At 36.7% G+C, this 22,968-nt stretch carries 19 protein-coding genes, 5 tRNA genes and 1 pseudogene; 22 read left to right on the top strand and 3 right to left on the bottom strand.

What is annotated here, in order from left to right:
* The first annotated feature begins 27 nt into the window (after window positions 1–27).
* From rpsU to ACFEMA_RS08395, 21 genes are all read left to right on the top strand, one after another.
* A complete protein-coding gene (gene rpsU / locus ACFEMA_RS08495; RefSeq protein WP_411767711.1) occupies window positions 28–222 on the top strand; it encodes a 30S ribosomal protein S21 in 195 nt (64 codons plus the stop codon).
* A 114-nt stretch (window positions 223–336) separates the two neighbouring features.
* Complete coding sequence (locus ACFEMA_RS08490) at window positions 337–1,230, top strand: tyrosine-type recombinase/integrase (protein WP_411767710.1); 894 nt, start codon at window positions 337–339, stop codon at window positions 1,228–1,230.
* A 24-nt stretch (window positions 1,231–1,254) separates the two neighbouring features.
* The gene (gene hpf / locus ACFEMA_RS08485) at window positions 1,255–1,554 is read left to right on the top strand and encodes a ribosome hibernation-promoting factor, HPF/YfiA family (protein WP_411767709.1); all 300 of its coding nucleotides are present in this window, start codon (window positions 1,255–1,257) and stop codon (window positions 1,552–1,554) included.
* 114 nt (window positions 1,555–1,668) lie between these two features.
* A tRNA-Thr gene (locus ACFEMA_RS08480) sits at window positions 1,669–1,742 on the top strand.
* Window positions 1,743–1,839: 97 nt separating this feature from the next.
* Window positions 1,840–1,922 (top strand) — tRNA-Tyr (locus tag ACFEMA_RS08475).
* A gap of 235 nt (window positions 1,923–2,157) precedes the next feature.
* Window positions 2,158–2,230: transfer RNA gene (locus ACFEMA_RS08470), tRNA-Gly, on the top strand.
* Window positions 2,231–2,299: 69 nt separating this feature from the next.
* Window positions 2,300–2,371, top strand: a tRNA-Thr gene (locus ACFEMA_RS08465).
* Window positions 2,372–2,475: 104 nt separating this feature from the next.
* Window positions 2,476–3,663, top strand: coding sequence for an elongation factor Tu (gene tuf, locus ACFEMA_RS08460; RefSeq protein ID WP_411767708.1), 1,188 nt, complete (start codon window positions 2,476–2,478; stop codon window positions 3,661–3,663).
* A 110-nt stretch (window positions 3,664–3,773) separates the two neighbouring features.
* A tRNA-Trp gene (locus ACFEMA_RS08455) sits at window positions 3,774–3,846 on the top strand.
* 16 nt (window positions 3,847–3,862) lie between these two features.
* Window positions 3,863–4,057: a preprotein translocase subunit SecE gene (gene secE / locus ACFEMA_RS08450; RefSeq protein ID WP_411767707.1), complete on the top strand. Its 195-nt coding sequence runs from the start codon at window positions 3,863–3,865 to the stop codon at window positions 4,055–4,057.
* Window positions 4,058–4,081: 24 nt separating this feature from the next.
* A complete protein-coding gene (nusG, locus tag ACFEMA_RS08445; RefSeq protein WP_411767706.1) occupies window positions 4,082–4,639 on the top strand; it encodes a transcription termination/antitermination protein NusG in 558 nt (185 codons plus the stop codon).
* Between the two features lie 66 nt (window positions 4,640–4,705).
* On the top strand, window positions 4,706–5,146 hold the full coding sequence (gene rplK, locus ACFEMA_RS08440; protein WP_411767705.1) for a 50S ribosomal protein L11: 441 nt from the start codon (window positions 4,706–4,708) through the stop codon (window positions 5,144–5,146).
* 11 nt (window positions 5,147–5,157) lie between these two features.
* Window positions 5,158–5,853, top strand: coding sequence for a 50S ribosomal protein L1 (rplA, locus tag ACFEMA_RS08435; protein ID WP_411767703.1), 696 nt, complete (start codon window positions 5,158–5,160; stop codon window positions 5,851–5,853).
* A 23-nt stretch (window positions 5,854–5,876) separates the two neighbouring features.
* Window positions 5,877–6,398 carry a 50S ribosomal protein L10 gene (gene rplJ / locus ACFEMA_RS08430; protein ID WP_411767702.1) on the top strand — a complete coding sequence of 174 codons (522 nt, stop codon included), beginning with the start codon at window positions 5,877–5,879 and terminating at the stop codon, window positions 6,396–6,398.
* Between the two features lie 59 nt (window positions 6,399–6,457).
* A complete protein-coding gene (gene rplL, locus ACFEMA_RS08425) occupies window positions 6,458–6,835 on the top strand; it encodes a 50S ribosomal protein L7/L12 (RefSeq protein ID WP_411767701.1) in 378 nt (125 codons plus the stop codon).
* A 134-nt stretch (window positions 6,836–6,969) separates the two neighbouring features.
* Entirely contained in the window at window positions 6,970–10,782 is a 3,813-nt protein-coding gene (rpoB, locus tag ACFEMA_RS08420) for a DNA-directed RNA polymerase subunit beta (protein ID WP_411767700.1), read from the top strand.
* Between the two features lie 71 nt (window positions 10,783–10,853).
* Window positions 10,854–15,155, top strand: a complete 4,302-nt coding sequence (rpoC, locus tag ACFEMA_RS08415) for a DNA-directed RNA polymerase subunit beta' (protein WP_411767699.1) — start codon at window positions 10,854–10,856, stop codon at window positions 15,153–15,155.
* Window positions 15,156–15,585: 430 nt separating this feature from the next.
* A complete protein-coding gene (locus ACFEMA_RS08410; RefSeq protein WP_411767698.1) occupies window positions 15,586–15,903 on the top strand; it encodes a DUF3467 domain-containing protein in 318 nt (105 codons plus the stop codon).
* A gap of 38 nt (window positions 15,904–15,941) precedes the next feature.
* The gene (locus tag ACFEMA_RS08405) at window positions 15,942–16,397 is read left to right on the top strand and encodes an SMI1/KNR4 family protein (protein WP_411767697.1); all 456 of its coding nucleotides are present in this window, start codon (window positions 15,942–15,944) and stop codon (window positions 16,395–16,397) included.
* A gap of 14 nt (window positions 16,398–16,411) precedes the next feature.
* Window positions 16,412–16,648 carry a hypothetical protein gene (locus tag ACFEMA_RS08400; RefSeq protein ID WP_411767696.1) on the top strand — a complete coding sequence of 79 codons (237 nt, stop codon included), beginning with the start codon at window positions 16,412–16,414 and terminating at the stop codon, window positions 16,646–16,648.
* A 165-nt stretch (window positions 16,649–16,813) separates the two neighbouring features.
* A complete protein-coding gene (locus ACFEMA_RS08395; protein ID WP_411767695.1) occupies window positions 16,814–17,401 on the top strand; it encodes a hypothetical protein in 588 nt (195 codons plus the stop codon).
* A gap of 115 nt (window positions 17,402–17,516) precedes the next feature.
* Here ACFEMA_RS08395 and ACFEMA_RS08390 read toward each other — a convergent pair whose 3' ends face one another.
* The 3 genes from ACFEMA_RS08390 to ACFEMA_RS08380 all read right to left on the bottom strand — a co-directional run bounded on the left by ACFEMA_RS08390 (window position 17,517) and on the right by ACFEMA_RS08380 (window position 20,163).
* Entirely contained in the window at window positions 17,517–17,750 is a 234-nt protein-coding gene (locus ACFEMA_RS08390) for a (4Fe-4S)-binding protein (RefSeq protein ID WP_411767694.1), read from the bottom strand.
* A gap of 136 nt (window positions 17,751–17,886) precedes the next feature.
* Entirely contained in the window at window positions 17,887–19,479 is a 1,593-nt protein-coding gene (locus ACFEMA_RS08385; RefSeq protein WP_411767693.1) for a peptide chain release factor 3, read from the bottom strand.
* A gap of 102 nt (window positions 19,480–19,581) precedes the next feature.
* Window positions 19,582–20,163 (bottom strand): TetR/AcrR family transcriptional regulator, encoded by a 582-nt coding sequence (locus ACFEMA_RS08380; RefSeq protein WP_411767692.1) that lies wholly within the window; start codon window positions 20,161–20,163, stop codon window positions 19,582–19,584.
* Window positions 20,164–20,492: 329 nt separating this feature from the next.
* Here ACFEMA_RS08380 and ACFEMA_RS08375 point away from each other — a divergent pair.
* Window positions 20,493–22,968, top strand: a pseudogene (locus tag ACFEMA_RS08375) (hypothetical protein); the annotation flags it as partial.

Raw genomic sequence — 22,968 nt, 5'->3', positions numbered from 1 at the left:
ATCTAAAAGAGAGGAGGTTAAGACACTATGTTAGTAATTCCAATTAAAGAAGGAGAAAATATAGATAGAGCGTTAAAGCGTTACAAGCGAAAGTTTGATAAAACAGGAACGAAGCGTCAGCTGCAAACACGTAAGCAGTTTACCAAACCTTCTGTAGAACGTAGAGCGCAAATTCAAAAAGCACAATATGTTCAAGGTCTTAGAGATGCAGAGCAATTCTAATCTATTGAAATTATAATATTAAAATCCCGTATCCCTCGATGCGGGATTTTTTTATGCTCTTTTTTTATTGCTCAGATAAAACAGTTACATTTAAAATGAATTAGAAGGAACTCCATGTCTGTTGAAAAATTTTCCGATTACCTTACTTTAGAAAAAAAATATTCTAAGCACACCGTAACAGCATACATTAATGATTTAGATGCCTTTCAACTATTTCTAAATGATGTCTATGAGGGTGATGCAATCATAACGGCTAATTATGGACAGATAAGGCAATGGATAGTGGCTCTTGTCAACGACGGAATTTCTAACCGAAGTATAAATAGAAAAATTTCTTCTCTAAGTTCGTATTATAAGTACCTCCAAAAAGTGTCTGACTTAAAAGAAAATCCCTTGGTAAAACACCGTGCTTTAAAGGTTGAAAAAAAAGTTCAGATACCTTTTTCTGAAACGGAACTGAAGGAAGCTTTACTATTAATCAATGAAGAGGTTTCAGATTTTGAAAGTGCCAGAGATAAACTCGTTGTAGAATTATTTTATGCCACTGGTATTCGGCGGATAGAATTAGTGGAAATAAAACTCAAAGATATAGATAGATCTACTAAAATGTTAAAGGTGTTGGGTAAAAGAAATAAGGAGCGTTTTATTCCGTTATTAGATTCACTAGTAAGTTCTTTAGACACCTATTTAGTTCATCGAAATCAGTTAGAAACGATTACTGATAAAGACTATTTATTTTTAACAAAAAAAGGTCTTAAAATTTACGAAATGCTTGTTTACAGAATTATAAATAAGTACTTTAGTAAAGTGTCCTCAAAATTAAAATGTAGTCCGCATGTTATTAGACATTCCTTTGCGACACATTTATTAAATGAAGGCGCTGATTTAAATGCCGTAAAAGAACTTCTTGGGCATTCGAGCTTGGCAGCAACACAAGTCTATACACACAATAGTATAGCAGAACTCAAAAAAGTGTACGCCAATGCACATCCAAGGAATTTGAAATAATGTTTAACCAAAAAACAATGTCGTATGAAAGTAAACACCCAATCTGTAAATTTTGTCGCTGACCAAAAACTCATCAACTTTATTCAAAAGCGATTAGATAAACTAGAATTATTTTACGACAAAATCATTCAATCAGATGTTTATTTAAAGGTTGAAAACACCAGTGACAAAGAAAATAAAATCTTTGAGGCAAAAGTAAGTATACCAGGAGATAGTTTAATCGTTAAAAAGCAATGTCGCAGTTTTGAACAAGGTGCGGATATGGCTGCTTCATCACTAGAAAGACAGCTTGTTAAACGCAAAGAAAAAATGCGTGCATATTAAAATAAAAATTTATCGAAAATGTTTTGAATAAATAAATAAAACACTACATTTGCAGTCCGTTAGAAATAGCGGACTTTTTTATGCTAATTTTTTAGCTGCAAAAAGTGCAAAAAAGCCGATGTAGCTCAGCTGGCTAGAGCAGCTGATTTGTAATCAGCAGGTCGTGGGTTCGAGTCCCTCCATCGGCTCTAAAATTTCTGCTTTCGCAGAAATCTCAAACCGTAAGATTTGAGTAACGTTATTTGACTTTTGGAATTTAATTTTTTGGAATTTCAAAAAGATTTTGGGGAGATACTCAAGCGGCCAACGAGGACAGACTGTAACTCTGTTGTCTTTCGACTTCGCAGGTTCGAATCCTGCTCTCCCCACAAAGAATTTTTTATAAGCTGTTGTCAAAAGCTAGCTTTTGTAAAACCGCGTTGAGAAATTCTTTGGATTGGGTCACCAATCCAGGATCACCGAACGTAGTGAGGTAATCCTCATAAAATGAGGATTAAGCAAAGCGAGGTAATCTTAAAATTGTAAGAGATACATCTTAATTAAACTTAGGATTATCTATTTGAAATATTGAACACCATTAATTAAGGCAACTTAATTATAAATGCGGGAGTAGCTCAGTTGGTAGAGCGTCAGCCTTCCAAGCTGAATGTCGCCGGTTCGAACCCGGTCTCCCGCTCTAGAATTTACGAATTACGAATTTCGATTTGCGAATCGTAAATCAGCTATCGGCAATCGTAAATCAATTGCCGGCGTAGCTCAGGGGTAGAGCGTTTCCTTGGTAAGGAAGAGGCCACGGGTTCAAATCCCGTCGTTGGCTCTATCAGTAGAGAGGCCATTACGCTACAAGCGTGACCGTTGGCTCTATTTCAGTAAAGAATTAAAATTGAACACTAATATTAAATAAGATAAAATAAATTAAACATGGCAAAGGCAACTTTCGATCGTTCAAAACCACACTTAAACATTGGTACTATTGGACACGTAGATCACGGTAAAACAACTTTAACTGCTGCTATTACTAAAGTATTAGCTGATGCAGGTTTATCTGAAGCAAGATCATTTGATCAAATTGATAATGCACCAGAAGAAAAAGAAAGAGGTATTACAATTAATACATCTCACGTAGAATATGCAACAGCAAATCGTCACTATGCTCACGTTGACTGTCCAGGTCACGCGGATTACGTAAAGAACATGGTAACTGGTGCTGCGCAAATGGATGGTGCTATCTTAGTTGTTGCTGCAACAGATGGTCCAATGCCACAAACTCGTGAGCACATCCTTTTAGGACGTCAGGTAGGTATTCCTCGTATTGTTGTATTCATGAACAAAGTGGATATGGTTGATGACGAAGAATTATTAGAATTAGTTGAAATGGAAATTAGAGATTTATTATCATTCTACGAATATGATGGTGATAATGGACCTGTAATTGCTGGTTCTGCTCTAGGTGCACTTAACGGTGAGCAAAAGTGGGTTGATTCAGTAATGGAATTGATGGAAGCAGTAGATAGCTGGATTGAAGAGCCTGTTCGTGAAATGGACAAGCCATTCTTAATGCCTATCGAAGATGTATTCTCAATTACTGGTCGTGGAACTGTTGCCACAGGTCGTATCGAAACTGGTGTTGCTAATACAGGTGATCCTGTTGAGATCATTGGTATGGGTGCTGAGAAATTAACATCTACTATTACTGGTATTGAGATGTTCCGTCAAATCTTAGATAGAGGTGAAGCTGGTGATAACGCTGGTATCTTATTAAGAGGTATTGAGAAATCTCAAATCTCTAGAGGTATGGTAATTACTAAGCCAGGTTCTGTAACACCACACGCTAAATTTAAAGCTGAGGTTTATATCCTTAAAAAAGAAGAAGGTGGACGTCACACTCCATTCCATAATAACTACCGTCCACAGTTCTACGTACGTACAACTGACGTAACAGGAAACATCGCACTTCCTGATGGAGTTGAAATGGTAATGCCTGGAGATAACTTAACTATTACAGTAGAGTTAATCAACACAATTGCAATGAACGTAGGTTTACGTTTCGCTATCCGTGAAGGTGGTAGAACAGTTGGTGCTGGTCAGGTAACTGAAATTTTAGACTAATTACATAGTATTATATTAATTAAGGTGTTCCGAAAATTCGGAACGCCTTGATTAGTATTAACGGGTTTACCTAATCTCAATACATTTTGAGACATAGAGAAAACTCATTTACGGGTTTAGCTCAGTTGGTAGAGCACTGGTCTCCAAAACCAGGTGTCGGGAGTTCGAGCCTCTCAACCCGTGCAAATAAAGAATCAAAATGGCAGGATTAATTAATTACATCAAGGAATCTTTCGAAGAGTTAAAAAATAACGTAACATGGACTCCATGGCCAGAAGCACAGCGTCTAACAGTGTTAGTTGCTGTCTTTTCAATTATATTTTCTTTGGCGATTTGGGGAGTGGATACAGTGTTCAGTAGAGCAATTACGGCTTACTTTTCTTTGATTAATTAATCTGAAACAACGGAAATCGAATATATGTCTGAAAAGAATTCAAATAAAAAATGGTACGTTGTTAGAGCTGTAAGTGGGCAGGAAAACAAAATCAAAAACTATATCGAAAATGAAATTTCGAGATTAGGTTTAGAAGATTATGTGGACCAAGTTTTAGTGCCGACTGAGAAAGTTATTCAAATTCGCAATGGAAAAAAAGTAAACAAGGAACGTGTTTATTTTCCAGGTTATATTATGATTCAAGCGAATTTGAGTGGTGAAATTCCGCATATTATTAAATCGATAACAAACGTTATTGGATTTTTAGGTGAGACTAAGGGTGGAGACCCTGTGCCTTTAAGACAGTCTGAGGTTAATAGAATGCTAGGTAAAGTAGATGAGTTATCTCTAGAGGCTGATGCAAATATTGCTATTCCATTTACAATTGGAGAAACTGTTAAAGTAATAGACGGACCATTCAATGGATTTGATGGTACGATTGAAAAGATAAATGAAGAAAAGCGTAAGCTTGAGGTAATGGTTAAGATTTTTGGAAGAAAGACACCATTAGAATTGAGTTATATGCAAGTTGAAAAAGTATAATAATTGTTACATTATATAGCGTTGTTTTAAGCTTCCAATTTAGAGTAACGTGCAAATTAATTTAAAATGGCAAAAGAACTAGACAAAGTAGTTAAATTACAAGTTCGGGGAGGTGCTGCGAATCCATCGCCACCGGTTGGACCCGCTTTAGGTGCTGCTGGAGTTAATATCATGGAGTTCTGTAAGCAGTTTAATGCTAGAACCCAAGATAAACCAGGTAAAGTTTTACCTGTGGTTATTTCTGTTTTCAAAGACAAATCATTTGACTTTGTAATCAAGACACCACCAGCTGCAGTACAATTATTAGAAGCGGCCAAAGTAAAGAAAGGATCTGGAGAACCAAACCGAAGAAAAGTAGCAAAAGTCACTTGGGATCAAGTAAAGGCTATTGCAGAAGACAAAATGCAAGATTTAAATGCATTTGAGATTGGATCAGCTATGAAAATGGTAGCTGGTACAGCGAGGTCAATGGGTATCACAGTTAAAGGAGGAGAAGCTCCAAACTAAAATTTTTTGAAATGGCAAGATTAACAAAAAAGCAAAAAGAAGCTAGAGCTAAAGTTGATAGAAACAAATTTTATACTCTAGAAGAAGCTTCAGCTTTACTTAAAGAAATCACATACACAAAATTTGATGCCTCAGTAGATTTAGCCGTAAGATTAGGCGTAGATCCTCGTAAGGCAAATCAAATGGTACGTGGTGTAGTTTCATTACCACACGGTACAGGTAAAGACATGAAGGTTCTTGCATTAGTAACTCCAGACAAAGAAGAAGAAGCAAAAGAAGCTGGCGCTGATTATGTGGGGTTAGATGAATACTTACAGAAGATTAAAGATGGTTGGACGGATGTTGACGTTATCGTCACTATGCCAAGCATTATGGGTAAGTTAGGACCATTAGGTAGAGTATTAGGACCAAGAGGTCTTATGCCAAACCCTAAAACAGGAACAGTAACAATGGATGTGGCTAAGGCCGTAAGTGAAGTTAAAGCTGGTAAAATTGATTTTAGAGTAGACAAAACAGGTATTGTGCATGCACCAATCGGTAAAGCGTCTTTTAGCGCTGAAAAATTGGTGGGTAATGCTAATGAGTTGATTACTACTTTAATTAAAATGAAGCCTGTTGCAGCTAAAGGAATATATGTGAAGAGTATTTATTTATCAAGTACTATGAGCCCAAGTATTCCTATTGATCCAAAAACTAATCAGAAGTAAGACGTAGTTAAACTTTAATAATTATGACAAGAGAAGAAAAATCATTGGTAATTGAAGAGTTAACTGCTCAACTTGCAGATAATACAAATATTTATTTAGCAGATATTTCTGGGTTAAATGCAGTAGACACTTCAAATTTACGTAGAGCAGCTTTTAAAGCTAACGTAAGATTAGCTGTTGTAAAAAATACATTACTAGAAAAGGCAATGGAAGCCTCTGATAAAGATTTCGGAGAGTTACCAACGACCTTAAAAGGTAACACATCTGTAATGTATTCTGAAACAGGTAATGCTCCTGCTAAATTGATTAAAAACTTTAGAAAGAAATCAGAAAAGCCTTTATTAAAAGGTGCTTTCATAGAAGAGTCAATTTACATTGGGGACGAATTATTAGATACTTTAGTAGATATCAAATCAAGAGAAGAATTACTTGGTGAGATTATTGGATTGTTACAATCTCCTGCTAAGAATGTTATTTCAGCACTTAAATCAGGTGGTGGAACCATTGCAGGTATCTTAAAAACATTATCCGAAAAAGAAGGATAAAACGCGAGTACGCACTTAAAAATTAAAATAAAAACACACACTTATTAAAACGATAGAAAATGGCAGATTTAAAAGATTTCGCAGAACAATTAGTTAATTTAACTGTAAAAGAAGTTAACGAATTAGCTGATATTTTAAAAGAAGAATACGGTATTGAACCAGCCGCAGCTGCAGTAGCAGTTGCTGGAGGTGGAGCTGCTGCAGGCGGTGAAGCTGCTGAAGAGCAATCTGAATTCGACGTAATCCTTAAAGCAGCAGGAGGTTCTAAATTAGCAGTTGTAAAACTTGTTAAAGAATTAACTGGATTAGGATTAAAAGACGCTAAAGGATTAGTTGACGATGCGCCTAGCGCAATCAAAGAAGGTATTGCTAAAGACGAAGCTGAAGCATTAAAAGCACAGTTAGAAGAGGCTGGAGCAGAGGTTGAGCTTAAGTAAGCTTAACACATACCTACAAAATTTGGTTTAGGTTTATCCCGCAAAAAGATGCGGGATAAGACCTAAACCCTTTTGTGTATATAATAGTAATGTATACACGCACATTATATTTTTAATCAAAATTTCGTTCATCGATGTTATCACAAACAGCTGAAAGATTAAATTTTTCTTCTATTGTAAATAAAACTGGCTATCCAGATTTCTTGGATATTCAGATCAAATCCTTCCAGGATTTTTTCCAATTAGAGACAAAATCAGATCAAAGAGGTAATGAAGGGTTATACAATACCTTTATGGAAAACTTTCCAATTACCGACACAAGAAACCAATTCGTATTAGAATTTTTGGATTATTTTATTGATCCACCACGATATACAATCGAAGAATGTATTGAAAGAGGATTAACTTACAGTGTGCCGCTAAAGGCAAGATTGAAATTATACTGTACAGACCCTGAACACGAGGACTTTGAGACGATTGTTCAAGATGTGTACTTAGGTACAATTCCTTACATGACCCCTAGTGGAACATTTTGTATCAACGGTGCTGAACGTGTAGTTGTATCACAATTGCATAGATCACCTGGTGTATTCTTCAGTCAATCATTCCACGCTAATGGTACAAAGTTATATTCTGCAAGAGTTATTCCTTTTAAAGGATCTTGGATAGAATTTGCTACCGATATCAATAGCGTTATGTATGCTTATATCGACAGAAAGAAAAAACTTCCTGTTACAACATTGTTTAGAGCAATTGGTTTTGAGCGTGATAAAGATATTCTCGAAATATTTGATCTTGCTGAAGAAGTAAAAGTTTCTAAATCAGGATTGAAGAAAGTTATCGGTCGTAAGCTTGCTGCACGTGTATTAAATACATGGCACGAAGATTTCGTTGATGAAGATACTGGTGAAGTTGTATCTATTGAGCGTAACGAAATTGTATTAGATCGTGATACTATAATAGATAAAGATAATATTGAAGAAATCCTTGAAGCGGGTGTAAAAACAATTCTTTTACACAAAGAAAGTGCTCAGCAAGGAGATTATGCAATTATTCATAATACATTACAAAAAGATCCAACAAACTCTGAAAAAGAAGCTGTTGAACATATTTACCGTCAATTACGTAATGCTGAGCCGCCAGATGAGGAAACAGCGCGTGGTATCATTGACAAATTATTCTTTTCTGACCAACGTTACTCTTTAGGTGAAGTAGGTCGTTACAGAATGAATAAAAAATTACAGTTAGATATCGGAATGGATAAGCAAGTGCTTACTAAAGAAGATATCATAACTATCATTAAATATTTAATCGAGCTGATCAATTCAAAAGCTGAGATTGATGACATCGATCACTTATCTAACCGTCGTGTACGTACAGTTGGTGAGCAGTTGTCGTCTCAATTTGGTGTTGGTTTGGCACGTATGGCGCGTACCATTCGTGAGCGTATGAACGTTCGTGACAATGAGGTATTTACTCCAATTGATTTGATTAACGCTAAGACATTATCGTCTGTAATCAATTCATTCTTTGGTACAAACCAGTTGTCTCAGTTTATGGATCAAACAAATCCATTAGCGGAGATAACTCACAAACGTCGTTTGTCAGCATTAGGACCTGGAGGTTTATCTAGAGAAAGAGCTGGATTCGAAGTTCGTGACGTTCACTATACACATTACGGACGTTTATGTCCTATTGAAACACCAGAAGGACCAAACATTGGTTTAATTTCTTCATTATCTTGTTTCGCAAAGGTGAATTCTATGGGATTCATTGAAACTCCATACAGAAAAGTTGAAAAAGGTGTTGTTGATATTAAAAATGAGCCGACATATCTAAGTGCTGAAGAAGAAGAGGATATGTTAATCGCTCAAGCCACAATTGACGTTGATGACAAAGGGAAAATTAAAGCAGATAAAATTATCTCTCGTCAAGAAGGTGATTTCCCTGTAATTGACCCAATGAACGTTAATTATACGGATGTTGCACCTAATCAAATTGCATCGATTTCTGCATCATTGATTCCATTCTTGGAGCATGATGATGCCAACCGTGCATTGATGGGATCTAACATGATGCGTCAGGCCGTTCCTTTATTACGACCTGAATCTCCAATTGTTGGTACAGGGTTAGAAAGACAAGTAGCATCTGACTCAAGAGTACTTATAAATGGAGAAGGAGCTGGTGTTGTTGAGTATGTTGATGCTGATAAAATAACAATTAAGTATGAACGAACTAATGACGAGGCTATGGTTAGCTTTGATAGTGATACCAAAACGTATCCATTAGTGAAGTTTAGAAAAACGAATCAAGGGACATCGATCAACTTAAAGCCTATTGTTAAAAAAGGTGATAAGGTTGAAAGAGGACAAGTACTTTGTGAGGGTTATGCAACACAATCTGGTGAATTAGCTCTTGGTAGAAATATGAAAGTTGCCTTTATGCCTTGGAAAGGGTATAACTTTGAGGATGCGATTGTAATTTCTGAAAAAGTAGTTCGTGATGATATCTTTACATCTATTCATATTGATGAATATTCTTTAGAAGTTAGAGATACGAAGTTAGGTAATGAAGAATTAACTAATGATATCCCTAATGTTTCGGAAGAAGCAACTAAAGACTTGGATGAAAATGGTATGATTCGCGTTGGTGCTGAGATTAAACCAGGAGATATCTTAATTGGTAAGATTACACCAAAAGGGGAATCTGATCCAACTCCAGAAGAAAAACTATTACGTGCTATCTTCGGTGATAAGGCTGGTGATGTTAAAGATGCGTCATTAAAAGCATCTCCTTCATTGAATGGTGTTGTTATCGACAAGAAGTTGTTCGCAAGAGCAATTAAAGATAAGCGTAAGAGAGCTCAAGACAAAGAGGATATCGAAAAGTTAGAAGATGTTTACGATAATCGTTTTGATGAACTTCAAAGTATTCTTGTAGAGAAGTTATTTGCTATTGTAAATGGTAAGACTGCTCAAGGTATTTATAATGATTTAGGTGAAGAAATTATACCTAAAGGAAAAAAATACACCTTGAAAATGTTAAACGCTGTTGACGATTATACGCATTTAACATCTGGAAAATGGACCACTGATGATGCTACAAACGCATTGGTTGAAGATTTAATCCACAACTATAAGATTAAAGAAAACGATTTACAAGGATCGTTAAGACGTGAGAAGTTTACCATTTCTGTAGGTGATGAATTACCAGCAGGTATTATCAAACTTGCTAAGGTTTATGTAGCTAAAAAGCGTAAACTTAAAGTTGGTGATAAGATGGCAGGTCGTCACGGTAACAAAGGTATCGTTGCACGTATTGTTCGTCAAGAAGATATGCCTTTCCTAGAAGATGGAACTCCAGTCGATATCGTATTGAATCCACTTGGTGTACCGTCTCGTATGAACATCGGACAGATCTATGAAACTGTTCTTGGATGGGCAGGCCAAAAATTAGGTAAGAAGTATGCAACACCAATTTTTGATGGTGCTACTTTAGACCAAATTAATGGATTTACAGATGAAGCTGGTGTGCCTCGTTTTGGTCATACCTATTTATATGACGGTGGAACAGGAGATCGTTTCGATCAGCCTGCAACTGTTGGTGTCATTTATATGATTAAGTTAGGTCACATGATTGATGATAAGATGCACGCACGTTCTATTGGACCTTACTCATTAATTACACAGCAACCATTAGGTGGTAAAGCACAATTTGGTGGTCAGCGATTTGGTGAGATGGAGGTTTGGGCACTTGAGGCTTATGGAGCTTCAGCTACTCTACGTGAAATCCTTACCGTAAAATCGGATGATGTTATTGGTAGAGCTAAGACGTACGAAGCTATTGTAAAAGGAGAACCAATGCCAGAGCCAGGACTACCTGAATCTTTCAACGTATTAATGCACGAATTGAAAGGATTAGGATTAGATATAAGATTAGAAGAATAAAAATAGTCTGTAGTTTTTAGTCGGTAGTTTTCTATCGACTAAAGACCAAAGACTCAAGACTATAAAGAATTATGGCAAGAAATCAAGATAAGAATACAGTACAGAAATTTAACAAAATTTCTATCGGTTTAGCCTCACCTGAGTCTGTTTTAGCAGCATCTCGTGGTGAAGTTTTAAAGCCAGAAACTATTAATTATCGAACTCACAAACCAGAAAGAGATGGTTTGTTCTGTGAGCGAATTTTTGGTCCCGTTAAGGATTTTGAATGTGCTTGTGGTAAATATAAAAGAATACGTTACAAGGGTATTGTTTGTGACCGTTGTGGTGTAGAAGTAACAGAGAAGAAAGTACGTAGAGACCGTGTAGGGCATATCAACTTGGTTGTTCCTGTAGCACACATCTGGTATTTCCGTTCGTTACCAAACAAAATAGGTTATTTGTTAGGTTTACCGTCTAAGAAATTAGACATGATCATTTACTATGAGCGCTATGTGGTTATTCAACCAGGTAATGCAGTAAATGCAGAAGGTGAACCGGTACAGAAGATGGATTTCTTAACGGAGGAAGAATACTTAAATATTTTAGAATCTCTTCCACAAGAAAATCAATATTTAGACGATACTGACCCTAATAAATTTATTGCTAAAATGGGTGCTGAATGTCTAATTGATATTTTAGCGCGTATCGACCTAGATGAATTGTCTTACGACTTACGTCATAAAGCAAATAACGAAACATCTAAGCAACGTAAAACAGAAGCGTTAAAGCGTCTTCAGGTTGTTGAGGCATTTAGAGACTCTAACGAAAACAGAGAAAACAAGCCAGAATGGATGATCCTTAAGGCTGTTCCTGTGATTCCACCAGAGTTAAGACCATTAGTGCCATTAGATGGTGGGCGTTTTGCAACGTCAGATTTAAATGATTTATACCGTCGTGTTATTATCCGTAACAACCGTCTTAAGAGACTTGTTGAGATAAAAGCACCAGAGGTTATTTTACGTAACGAGAAGCGTATGCTTCAAGAATCTGTAGATTCTTTATTCGATAACACACGTAAGTCTTCTGCGGTTAAAACAGATTCAAACAGACCATTAAAATCACTTTCAGATTCACTTAAAGGTAAGCAAGGACGTTTCCGTCAAAACCTATTAGGTAAGCGTGTGGATTATTCAGCACGTTCGGTAATTGTCGTTGGACCAGAGTTGAAATTATTTGAATGTGGTCTTCCAAAGAATATGGCTGCTGAGCTTTACAAGCCTTTTATCATTCGTAAGTTAATCGAAAGAGGAATTGTAAAGACTGTAAAATCAGCCAAAAAGATTATAGATAGAAAAGAGCCAGTGGTTTGGGATATCTTGGAGAATGTTCTTAAAGGACATCCGGTATTGCTAAACCGTGCTCCTACGCTTCACCGTTTGGGTATTCAAGCGTTTCAGCCTAAATTAATTGAAGGTAAGGCGATTCAGCTTCACCCATTGGTATGTACTGCATTTAATGCGGATTTCGATGGTGACCAAATGGCGGTTCATTTACCATTAGGACCAGAAGCTATTTTAGAAGCTCAATTGTTGATGTTGGCATCACATAATATTTTGAACCCTGCTAACGGTTCACCAGTCACTGTACCTTCTCAGGATATGGTTCTTGGTTTATATTATATGACCAAGCTTAGAAAGTCAACAAAAGAAGTGCCTGTCACAGGTGAAGGATTAACATTCTACTCACCAGAAGAGGTAACTATTGCTTACAATGAGAAAAAAGTTGATTTGAATGCCGGAATTAAAGTGCGTACGAAGGACTTTAATGAAGAAGGAGAATTAACAAGTCAAATTATAGAGACTACTGTTGGTCGTGTACTTTTCAACGAAAAAGTACCTGAAGCAGCAGGTTATATTAATGATATTTTAACTAAGAAGTCTTTAAGAGATATTATTGGTAATATCCTTAAAGTAACTTCTGTACCTGAAACAGCAGAGTTCCTTGATGAAATCAAGACTTTAGGATACAAATTCGCTTTCCAAGGTGGATTGTCATTTAGTTTAGGTGATATCATTATTCCACAAGAAAAGCACGCAATGATTGATGCAGCCAATACTCAAGTTGATGGTATTATGGCTAATTATAACATGGGTCTTATTACCAATAATGAGCGTTACAATCAGGTTATTGATATCTGGACATCTACGAATGCTGAGTTGACAGAATTGTCTATGAAGCGTATTCGTGAAGATCAGCAAGGATTCAACTCTGTGTATATGATGCTAGATTCTGGTGCGCGTGGATCTAAAGAACAGATTCGTCAGTTAACCGGTATGCGTGGATTGATGGCTAAGCCTAAGAAATCTAACGCAGGTGGTGGTGAGATTATTGAAAACCCGATTTTGTCTAACTTTAAGGAAGGACTTTCAATTTTAGAATACTTTATCTCTACACACGGTGCACGTAAAGGTCTTGCGGATACGGCTCTTAAAACGGCTGATGCAGGTTACTTAACACGTCGTTTGGTAGATGTTTCTCAAGATGTTATCGTTTATGAAGAAGATTGTGGTACACTTAGAGGTATTGAGGTTTCTGCATTGAAGAAGAACGAAGAGGTTGTTGAGAAATTAGAAGCAAGAATCGTAGGTAGAACATCTTTAAACGATGTTTACGATCCATTAACTGAAGAGTTATTAGTACAAGCAGGTCAACACATTGATGACGTTATCGCTAAGCGCATTGACAATTCACCAGTTGAATCAATTGAGGTACGTTCACCATTAAGTTGTGAAGCTAAGAAAGGTATCTGTGTGAAGTGTTACGGTCGTAACCTTGCAACCGGTAAGATGGTTCAGAGAGGTGAGGCTGTTGGTGTAGTGGCTGCTCAATCTATTGGAGAGCCTGGTACACAGTTAACATTACGTACATTCCACGTTGGTGGTATTGCAGGTAACATTTCTGAAGAGAACAAATTAACTGTGAAGTTCGATGGTGTTGCTGAGATTGAAGACTTAAAAACAGTGAAGTCTAAAGATAGCGACGGAAAAGAAGTTGATGTTGTTATCTCTAGAACGTCTGAATTAAAATTAGTAGATGCTAAAACAGGAATTGTTTTAAGTACTAATAATATTCCTTACGGTTCATTTATTTATGTAAAGCCGGGAGCTAAAGTGAAGAAAGGTGACGTCATCTGTCAGTGGGATCCATATAACGGAGTTATTATATCAGAATTTGCTGGTAAAGTCCGTTACGAAAACATTGAGCAAGGTGTAACGTATCAAGTAGAGATTGATGAGCAAACAGGTTTCCAAGAAAAAGTAATTTCAGAATCTAGAAACAAGAAGTTGATTCCGACTTTATTGATTGAAGATAAGAAAGGTGAAACCATCCGTTCTTACAACTTACCAGTAGGTGCTCACATTATGATCGATGACGGTGATAAGATTGACATCGGTAAGATTTTGGTGAAGATTCCTCGTAAGTCTGCAAAAGCGGGTGATATTACAGGTGGTCTTCCTCGTGTAACGGAATTATTCGAAGCACGTAACCCATCTAACCCAGCTGTTGTTAGTGAGATTGATGGTGTTGTATCTTTCGGTAAGATTAAGAGAGGTAACCGTGAAATTATTATCGAGTCTAAACTTGGTGAGATTAAGAAATACTTGGTGAAATTATCGAATCAGATTCTTGTACAAGAAAATGATTACGTAAAAGCAGGGATGCCATTATCTGATGGTTCTGTAACACCTAATGATATCTTAAACATTAAAGGCCCTTCTGCAGTACAGCAGTACTTGGTTAACGAAGTACAAGAAGTATATCGTTTACAAGGGGTGAAGATTAATGATAAGCATTTCGAAGTTGTTGTAAGACAAATGATGCGTAAAGTACGTATTATCGATTCTGGAGATACTATTTTCTTAGAAAACCAATTAGTTCACAAGTCTGACTTTATTGAAGAAAACGATAAGATTTTCGGAATGAAAGTCGTTGAGGAAGCTGGTGAATCTGAGAGCTTAAAATCTGGTCAGATTGTTACAACAAGACAACTGAGAGACGAAAACTCTATCCTTAGAAGAGAAGATAAGCAATTGGTGACTGCACGTGATGCAAATCCAGCAACAGCAACTCCAATCTTACAAGGTATAACAAGAGCATCGTTGCAGACGAAGTCATTTATTTCTGCAGCATCTTTCCAAGAGACTACAAAAGTATTAAACGAAGCCGCTGTAAACGGAAAAGTAGATACTCTAGAAGGTCTTAAAGAAAATGTCATTGTAGGTCATAGAATTCCTGCCGGTACAGGTGTTAGAGATTACGATAATATCATCGTAGGTTCTAAAGCGGAATTTGATGAAATGATGAAGCAAAAAGAAGAGTTGAATTTTAACTAATTCTTGTCATTCCTGCGTAGGCGGGAATCTATAAAACCAAAAGCCTTCAAGCATATTAATGTTTGAAGGTTTTTTAATTTGTGCTTATTTCCTCCTTTTTTTATACGAGACTTCAATAAATTGTCATTCCCGCGTCCGCGTGCCGCCATAGCTTTAGCGGAGGCGCAAAGCGGGAATCTCCTAAAAACCAAAAACCGTCAGTTCGAGTTCGATTTTTTATAAAAATCGAGTATCGAGAACAAGGCTATCTAAGTCCTGCAAGGTTTTTAATCACAATATCTAAAAGGCCAAAAATAGACCTTGCAGGATAGAGCGTGTTTGCACCGACACTAATTTTCAATGATTGACAAGCTTCTATATCCAAAACCGATTATTCTTTCGTAAGTTTGAATTAAATAGATAACTGATCTAAAGATCTAAACATAAAAACATGGCAGACGAAAAAAAAGCACCTAAAAAAGGACAAATAAATATAGAGTTAGACGAGCAGATTGCTCAAGGCACCTATTCTAACTTAGCAATTATCAATCACTCAGTATCTGAGTTTGTGGTCGATTTTGTAAACATTATGCCGGGAGCACCCAAGAGTAAAGTAAAATCTAGAATCATATTGACACCTCAACATGCAAAGCGTTTGGTGAAGGCCTTAAACGACAATGTAAGACGTTTTGAAAAGGCCCATGGTGAAATCAAAGATTACGAGCAACCACCTATGCCGTTGAACTTTGGGCCTACTGGGCAAGCATAACTAGTTCTTATCCTTTAGTTGTACACAATTTACTAAAAATGACATTTGAAGATATAAAAGAAAAATATTCTGATCGAGAACCTGCTTTACCAGCGAATTGTCCTGAACCCATTGAAACTGATTTGAACGATTTAATTGAAAAATATAATTGTAAGTTTCCTAAGTCATTTATAGAATTTCAACTCAAATATTGCAAAGAAATTCCACTTGGAGATTTCGCTTTTGATGGATTTGGTTTTGCGAATAAAGAACTTGACCCTTATATGAATTTAGAAGTAATTCTCAAAGATTATGAGGAATTAGAATACCCTAAATACTTAACACCTTTTAGGCAAGATAATGGTGATTTTTGGTGCTTTGATAATCGGAGTTCTGAGAATGAATTTCCAGTAGTGATTTTTGACCATAATTCTAATGATATTGAATCTGACCCGAATTTTAAATGGAAAAATTTTGTAGATTGGATTGACAAAACTATGGAAGACGAATTTTAAAAAAAGAATAGGGCTTGACCGAATTTATTTTAGAAAAATATAAAATTCAATCGACTGGAGCTGATGGGGGACACGATTACATCATGTCAGAAGTTGAACATCAGGGAAAAACAAGAAAGCTAGTTGTTTTATTTGCTTGTAAATCCGATGAAAAAAGTTTAAAAGAAAATTTGCTTATACGAGTAAGAGGGCTAATTCAAGATGATGGTGAAAAGTATGATTTGATTATGAATAATGCAACAATTGAATAATAAAAAGCTATGTGCAACATTAGTTATAAGTAATTACTTGTTTTCGCTTACTTCTGTAAACAGGTAAAGATTTACAGTTTGTTGTGTATTAATAAGTTAAATAGCAAGTCACTGAGCTACTCATAGGTGAATAGCTACTAACAATTTAATTTTGACTCGTACTGTATGAAAAGAATAATATTAGGGCTGATATTTATAATTAGCGCAATATATCCAACATTTGGACAGAACTTACAAGAAGGACAAAAAAGATGGAGCTCTGAAGAAAAATTAACTATTAAAGATTTTAAAATCAAAATTAGTGATGAGAACAATGATGCAGTTTTCAGCCAATTTACGATTTTACATGCAATAGGTGGGTTTGACTTTATGAAACGCAATCTTAATCAAAAAATAGAAAATATATTTCTTGGAAACGCATCATGGATTGACACGACCAAAGTTGATGACATCCAAAAACAAATTGACTTTCAACAAATGCAGTTTGACCTTGCCGAAATCCATGCAAGAAAATTTAGAAAAAGAGCACTAGAGAATAAGAAAGAAATTGCTAAAGGTTTTGATATCATTAACCAAATCAACAATGGCATTATGAGTGAATTTTCAGAATACCGTTTAGAATTAGTAAAGGAAACTGAAGGTGGAAGAAATGAACAAAAAATTAAGGAATGGAAAAAGAGAATAGCTAAAGAACTTAAAAGTCTTGATGAATTTCGATACGAGAATAAAAAGAAAATAAAACTCAATAAATAAAAATTAATTGTCAAAACTATATAATACCCCCAATAAGTATATTTAATCATTATAAATCATAAAACAAAACCCTCTAAAAGAGGGTTTTTTAATTAAGCGGTCGTTTAGATAAGTTTTAAGCGACTTCTTCTTTTTGTCTTAAATGATATTGTAAAGCTCCAGATGGGCACTTTTTAATTTGTTTAATAATCCGTTTTGTCTTAGCACCGTCTAAATCTATCCAAGGGATGACCGTGTGTCTAAATACATCCGACAATTGCTTGGCACATAACTCTGCATTGATGCAGCATTTTGGCTCGTAGGTTACCGTAATTTCAGCATTGCTGAAAACATTAGCGTTTGCTTCCATAAGTAGATTAGTTTGGGGTTAATCTTATAAATGAATTTAGGCGTTTATATGACCAATATATAAAAATTATCGATTAAACAACTAAAAAATACGACGAAATACAATTTTTGTTCATTTTTTCGATGAACGACACTTGTTATTTCTCAAATTCAGACGTAAAATGGAAGGTAATACTCGGGTATTTCTGTTGTGTCATCTGTAATGAGAACATAGAATCTGCTAAAAACACAAGCTGTCCACGTTTGTCTTTAGCTAAGTAGCGTTGTTTCACGCGTAAAAACTCTTGAAACTCTTCGTTCTTTTCATCTTCAGGTTCTACCCAACAGGCTTTATGCACATTAAGGTTCTCGTAAGTACACTTGGCACCATATTCGTGCTCTAAGCGATACTGAATGACTTCATACTGCAACGCACCAACAGTTCCGATTACTTTTCGACCATTAAGATCTAATGTGAATAATTGGGCCACACCTTCGTCCATCAATTGGTCGATACCTTTATTAAGCTGTTTAGACTTCATGGGGTCAGCATTGTTAATATATCGAAAATGCTCTGGCGAAAAGCTCGGGATGCCTTTGTAATTGATGTCTTCGCCTTCAGTGAGCGTATCTCCAATTTTAAAATTCCCGGTATCGTGCAAGCCAACAATATCGCCAGGGTAGGAGATATCTACAATTTCTTTCTTTTCAGCAAAAAAGGCATTAGGGCTTGAGAATTTCAGTTTTTTATTATGTCTTACGTGCAGATACGGAGTGTTACGCTTAAATTCTCCGGATACAATTTTAACAAAAGCCAAGCGATCCCTATGGTTAGGGTCCATATTGGCATGGATTTTAAATACAAACCCTGTAAATTTCTTTTCATCGGGTTTAACCAATCGCTCTTCACTTTGCTTTGGCCTTGGGGTAGGAGCAATCTCCACAAAACAATCGAGTAGCTCTCTCACTCCAAAATTATTTAAGGCCGAACCAAAAAATACTGGCTGTTGGTCACCATCAAGATAGGCTTGCTTATCAAACTTTGGGTAAATGCCTTCAACGAGTTCAACATTTCCTCGTAATTCATCGGCAGCGTCTTCACCAATGAGTCGCTCTAGTTCTTCAGAGTTTAAATCGCTTATCTCAATGGTTTCTTCAATATTCTTACGGCTGTCACCACTAAAGAGGTTTACATTTTTCTCCCACAGGTTATAAATGCCTTTAAAATCGTAACCCATACCAATTGGGAAACTCATGGGAATCACTTTAAGACCCAATTTTTGCTCTACTTCATCCAAAAGATCAAAAGCGTCTTTACCTTCACGATCGAGTTTATTGATAAACACAATCATTGGTATTTTACGCATACGGCAGACTTCTACCAACTTTTCCGTCTGTTCCTCAACACCTTTTGCAACATCAATGACAACGATAACACTATCTACCGCCGTTAAGGTTCTAAAGGTGTCTTCTGCAAAATCCTTGTGACCGGGAGTATCTAAAATATTGATTTTAGTGCCTTCGTATTCAAAAGCCAATACAGAAGTCGCTACGGAAATCCCACGTTGGCGCTCAATTTCCATAAAGTCACTCGTCGCACCTTTTTTAATCTTGTTGCTTTTTACAGCACCAGCTTCTTGTATGGCACCACCAAACAACAATAACTTTTCGGTTAGTGTGGTCTTACCAGCATCGGGATGTGATATGATACCAAAGGTACGTCGGCGTTGTATTTCGGACTTAAAACTCATTTACAAAAATTAGAGTGCAAATATAAGTTTAATCAATAAAATTATTAAGGAGATTAGATATAATAAAATATGCTATTTATATCATGATAATAAGAAAGTAATTTACTGTTTTCTAAGTCCGCCAAAAATAAAATCAATAAATTCCTTTTCAACCTCTATAGGATTTGATTTGGAGTTAGGATTGGTGTATTTGTCATATAGCCAGCGTAATGCTGATAATATGGTGTTTGAGGCTACGTATACATCCAAGGGTCTAAACTGTCCCAGCGTGATACCCTCTTTTAATATTTCGCGTATATGGTGGCTATAGTTTTTTCTAATAGCAAGAATTTCGGTAAGCCTTGGCTCCTCCAAGTTTTTGTATTCGTTGATGGTAAGGGCTATTTCATAAGGCTTTTTTGCAATAATCTTTATATGCGACGAGAGAATTTGTTTCAACTTTTCTTCAGGGGAATAAGATGAATTAACAATGTCCTCCAAAGAATTATGGAACTCATAAGCAATATTAGTCATAATGATGCTTAGCATGGATTGCTTATTGTCAATGTAGTTATAGACATTGGATACTTTAAAACCCATTCGATCGGCAATGTCTCGCATTGTAGTGGCACTGTATCCTTTTTCATAAAAAAGTTTTAGGACTTCATCATAAAAGAGATCTTTTTTGGTCTTTATTAAGGACATATTTTTTTTTAACTAATTATTTTACTTTTCTTTGATGTCTAGAAGAGTTGTATTACGTTCAAAAATACATCAATATTTAAAGAAAAAAATTTAATATTTTGAAATAATTATAGGTTAACAGTCTTCCCAACGACCTATGATATTAGTTCTTGTTTATTTCCATAACAGAACATTTGTTCATATATAAATAATATTTGTAAATGTAATTATTAATTATATATTTGCATAAATTCACATAATATCGATGAAATATGCATTTCATCGATATTATAATATTAAAAGAATTGTAGAAAATAATATATTTTTTATATAGATTAATCCAAATCAACATGAAAAACTCTACTTTTAAAAGTAATATTACTTTTTTATTTGTATTTATTTGTGCTGCTTCAGCTCAATTATTTGCTCAAGATCCAGGTCAAATTTACACACCCGCAACTCCAAGTTCAAATCCAATGGATCCTAATGGTGATGGTTGGATAACTACTTCAGGTGCCACATTTAATGCTGGTGACGAGTTACCACAATTCGAAATTCCCTTTATTGAAGTGCCACAATTAGAGCCAGAACCGTCTTCTGATTTACAAACAGGCTCTTCATGTGCAGCGTCTGAAATCGTTAGTAATTCAGCAAATAATGCTTCTGGCGGTTACTATTATATTTCTGATCCTGACGGAATCCCTGATAATGGTGATGAGTTGATGATTTTCAGAATGCGAATTGCCCGACAAGCAAACGGTGCTTTTGGGTACAGTTTTTTATTCGATACAGATTTAAAATTTGCAGGTGAAGATCCAAACAGTGTGCCTGGCAACCCAGGATTCGAAATTGAGGTCATATATGGTAGTGGTAATAATAATGATGTACTTGTAGAGAATGTTGACGGTACTACAAATGGAGTCAATATAGGAACTTATGACCCAGCAAATAATTCCCAAAGATCAGAAGCGTTGTATAATGCACCTGGTTGTACACAAGACCCTATTTTTATTGACTGGATTGTACCACTCTCTGATATTGGAATAACGACGACACAAAATTTTAGAATAGCTGTTGCTACTGCTTCTTCGCCTTCCTCAGCTCTTGGTGGTTCGGCTTCAGATATTTTAGGAGTAGATGGTGATACTATTGCTGGTGATGATGATCAATTTACAGCTGCGGTATATGCATCATCAGATAATGATGGTGATGGCGTGTATGATGTTGATGATGAAGATGATGATAACGATGGAATTTTAGATACAGAGGAATCTGGCGGTGTAGATACAAGTGCAGATTCGGATTCTGATGGGCTTCCAGATTATTTAGATCCAGATTACCCAGGATTTGTAGATACAAATAGTGATGGTGTTAATGACAATTTTGATACTGATTTAGATGGTTTAGCAGATCATATTGATACCGATGCCGATGGTGATGGATGTAATGATGTCCTTGAAGCTGGTTATACTGAAAGTTCTACCATACCTGGTGAGTTAGATGGTACAGGTTATAATATTACTAATGGAAGAGTAACTGGCAATACTGACGGATATACAGGAACAAATGCAGATGTCACAAACCCTAGTGTTGATAGTGCATGTAGTACTCCTGTTGACACTGATGGTGATGGAGTTGAAGATGGAACGGATTCAGACCCAAACGACCCATGTGACCCAATGCAACCAGCAGGTTACACAGGCTATGATAACACAAATACAATCTGGCAGGCAGCGGACTGTGATGGTGATGGTGTGACCAACGGAGATGAGTTCACCAACGGTACGGACCCTTACAGCAATCCAGGTGATACCGACGGTGACGGTATCGATGATGACAATGAGACCAATGACGGTACTGACTTAAACGATTCATGTGACCCAATGCAAGCTGCAGGTTATACAGGCTATGATAACACAAATGCAATCTGGCAGTCAGCGGACTGTGATGGTGATGGTGTGATCAACGGTGACGAGTTCACCAACGGAACGGACCCATACAGCAACTCAGGTGATACGGACGGTGACGGTATCGATGATGATATAGAGACTACAAATGGAACTGATTTAAATGATCCATGTGATCCAGTACAACCGGCAGGCTATACAGGCTATGATAGCACAAATGCAATCTGGCAGGCAGCGGACTGTGACGGTGATGGAGTGAGTAACGGTGACGAGTTCACTAACGGAACCGATCCATACAGCAACCCAGGTGATACGGACGGTGATGGTATCGATGATGATACTGAGACCAATGACGGTACTGATCCTAACGACCCATGTGACCCAATGCAAGCTACGGGTTATACAGGCTATGACAGCACAAATGCAATATGGCAGACAGCGGACTGTGACGGTGATGGAGTGAGCAACGGTGATGAGTTCACCAACGGTACAGATCCATACAGCAACCCGGGTGATACGGACGGTGACGGTATCGATGATGACAATGAGACCAATGACGGTACTGACGTAAACGACCCATGTGATCCAATGCAACCAGCAGGTTACACAGGCTATGATAGCACAAATACAATCTGGCAGGCAGCGGACTGTGATGGTGATGGTGTGACCAACGGAGATGAGTTCACCAACGGTACGGACCCTTACAACAATCCAGGTGATACCGACGGTGACGGTATCGATGATGACAATGAGACCAATGACGGTACTGACTTAAACGATCCATGTGACCCAATGCAAGCTGCGGGTTATACAGGCTATGATAACACAAATGCAATCTGGCAGTCAGCGGACTGTGATGGTGATGGAGTGAGCAACGGTGATGAGTTCACCAACGGTACCGACCCATACAGCAACCCTG

The sequence above is a fragment of the Winogradskyella sp. A3E31 genome, assembly GCF_046720935.1.
Classification (GTDB): domain Bacteria; phylum Bacteroidota; class Bacteroidia; order Flavobacteriales; family Flavobacteriaceae; genus Winogradskyella.
The sequence above is the reverse complement of the archived record's forward strand: the minus strand, read 5'-3'. Positions and strand labels throughout refer to the sequence as shown.

What these genes read in the sequence shown, in the direction of transcription:
- ACFEMA_RS08395 (WP_411767695.1), top strand. Translation starts at nt 16,814, where the DNA reads ATGAAAAGAATAATATTAGGGCTGATATTTATAATTAGCGCAATATAT.
- secE (WP_411767707.1), top strand. Translation starts at nt 3,863, where the DNA reads ATGGCAGGATTAATTAATTACATCAAGGAATCTTTCGAAGAGTTAAAA.
- ACFEMA_RS08385 (WP_411767693.1), bottom strand. Translation starts at nt 19,479, where the DNA reads ATGAGTTTTAAGTCCGAAATACAACGCCGACGTACCTTTGGTATCATA.
- ACFEMA_RS08410 (WP_411767698.1), top strand. Translation starts at nt 15,586, where the DNA reads ATGGCAGACGAAAAAAAAGCACCTAAAAAAGGACAAATAAATATAGAG.
- rplK (WP_411767705.1), top strand. Translation starts at nt 4,706, where the DNA reads ATGGCAAAAGAACTAGACAAAGTAGTTAAATTACAAGTTCGGGGAGGT.
- rplJ (WP_411767702.1), top strand. Translation starts at nt 5,877, where the DNA reads ATGACAAGAGAAGAAAAATCATTGGTAATTGAAGAGTTAACTGCTCAA.
- rplL (WP_411767701.1), top strand. Translation starts at nt 6,458, where the DNA reads ATGGCAGATTTAAAAGATTTCGCAGAACAATTAGTTAATTTAACTGTA.
- rpoB (WP_411767700.1), top strand. Translation starts at nt 6,970, where the DNA reads ATGTTATCACAAACAGCTGAAAGATTAAATTTTTCTTCTATTGTAAAT.
- rplA (WP_411767703.1), top strand. Translation starts at nt 5,158, where the DNA reads ATGGCAAGATTAACAAAAAAGCAAAAAGAAGCTAGAGCTAAAGTTGAT.
- nusG (WP_411767706.1), top strand. Translation starts at nt 4,082, where the DNA reads ATGTCTGAAAAGAATTCAAATAAAAAATGGTACGTTGTTAGAGCTGTA.
- ACFEMA_RS08380 (WP_411767692.1), bottom strand. Translation starts at nt 20,163, where the DNA reads ATGTCCTTAATAAAGACCAAAAAAGATCTCTTTTATGATGAAGTCCTA.
- rpsU (WP_411767711.1), top strand. Translation starts at nt 28, where the DNA reads ATGTTAGTAATTCCAATTAAAGAAGGAGAAAATATAGATAGAGCGTTA.
- hpf (WP_411767709.1), top strand. Translation starts at nt 1,255, where the DNA reads ATGAAAGTAAACACCCAATCTGTAAATTTTGTCGCTGACCAAAAACTC.
- ACFEMA_RS08490 (WP_411767710.1), top strand. Translation starts at nt 337, where the DNA reads ATGTCTGTTGAAAAATTTTCCGATTACCTTACTTTAGAAAAAAAATAT.
- tuf (WP_411767708.1), top strand. Translation starts at nt 2,476, where the DNA reads ATGGCAAAGGCAACTTTCGATCGTTCAAAACCACACTTAAACATTGGT.
- ACFEMA_RS08405 (WP_411767697.1), top strand. Translation starts at nt 15,942, where the DNA reads ATGACATTTGAAGATATAAAAGAAAAATATTCTGATCGAGAACCTGCT.
- ACFEMA_RS08390 (WP_411767694.1), bottom strand. Translation starts at nt 17,750, where the DNA reads ATGGAAGCAAACGCTAATGTTTTCAGCAATGCTGAAATTACGGTAACC.
- rpoC (WP_411767699.1), top strand. Translation starts at nt 10,854, where the DNA reads ATGGCAAGAAATCAAGATAAGAATACAGTACAGAAATTTAACAAAATT.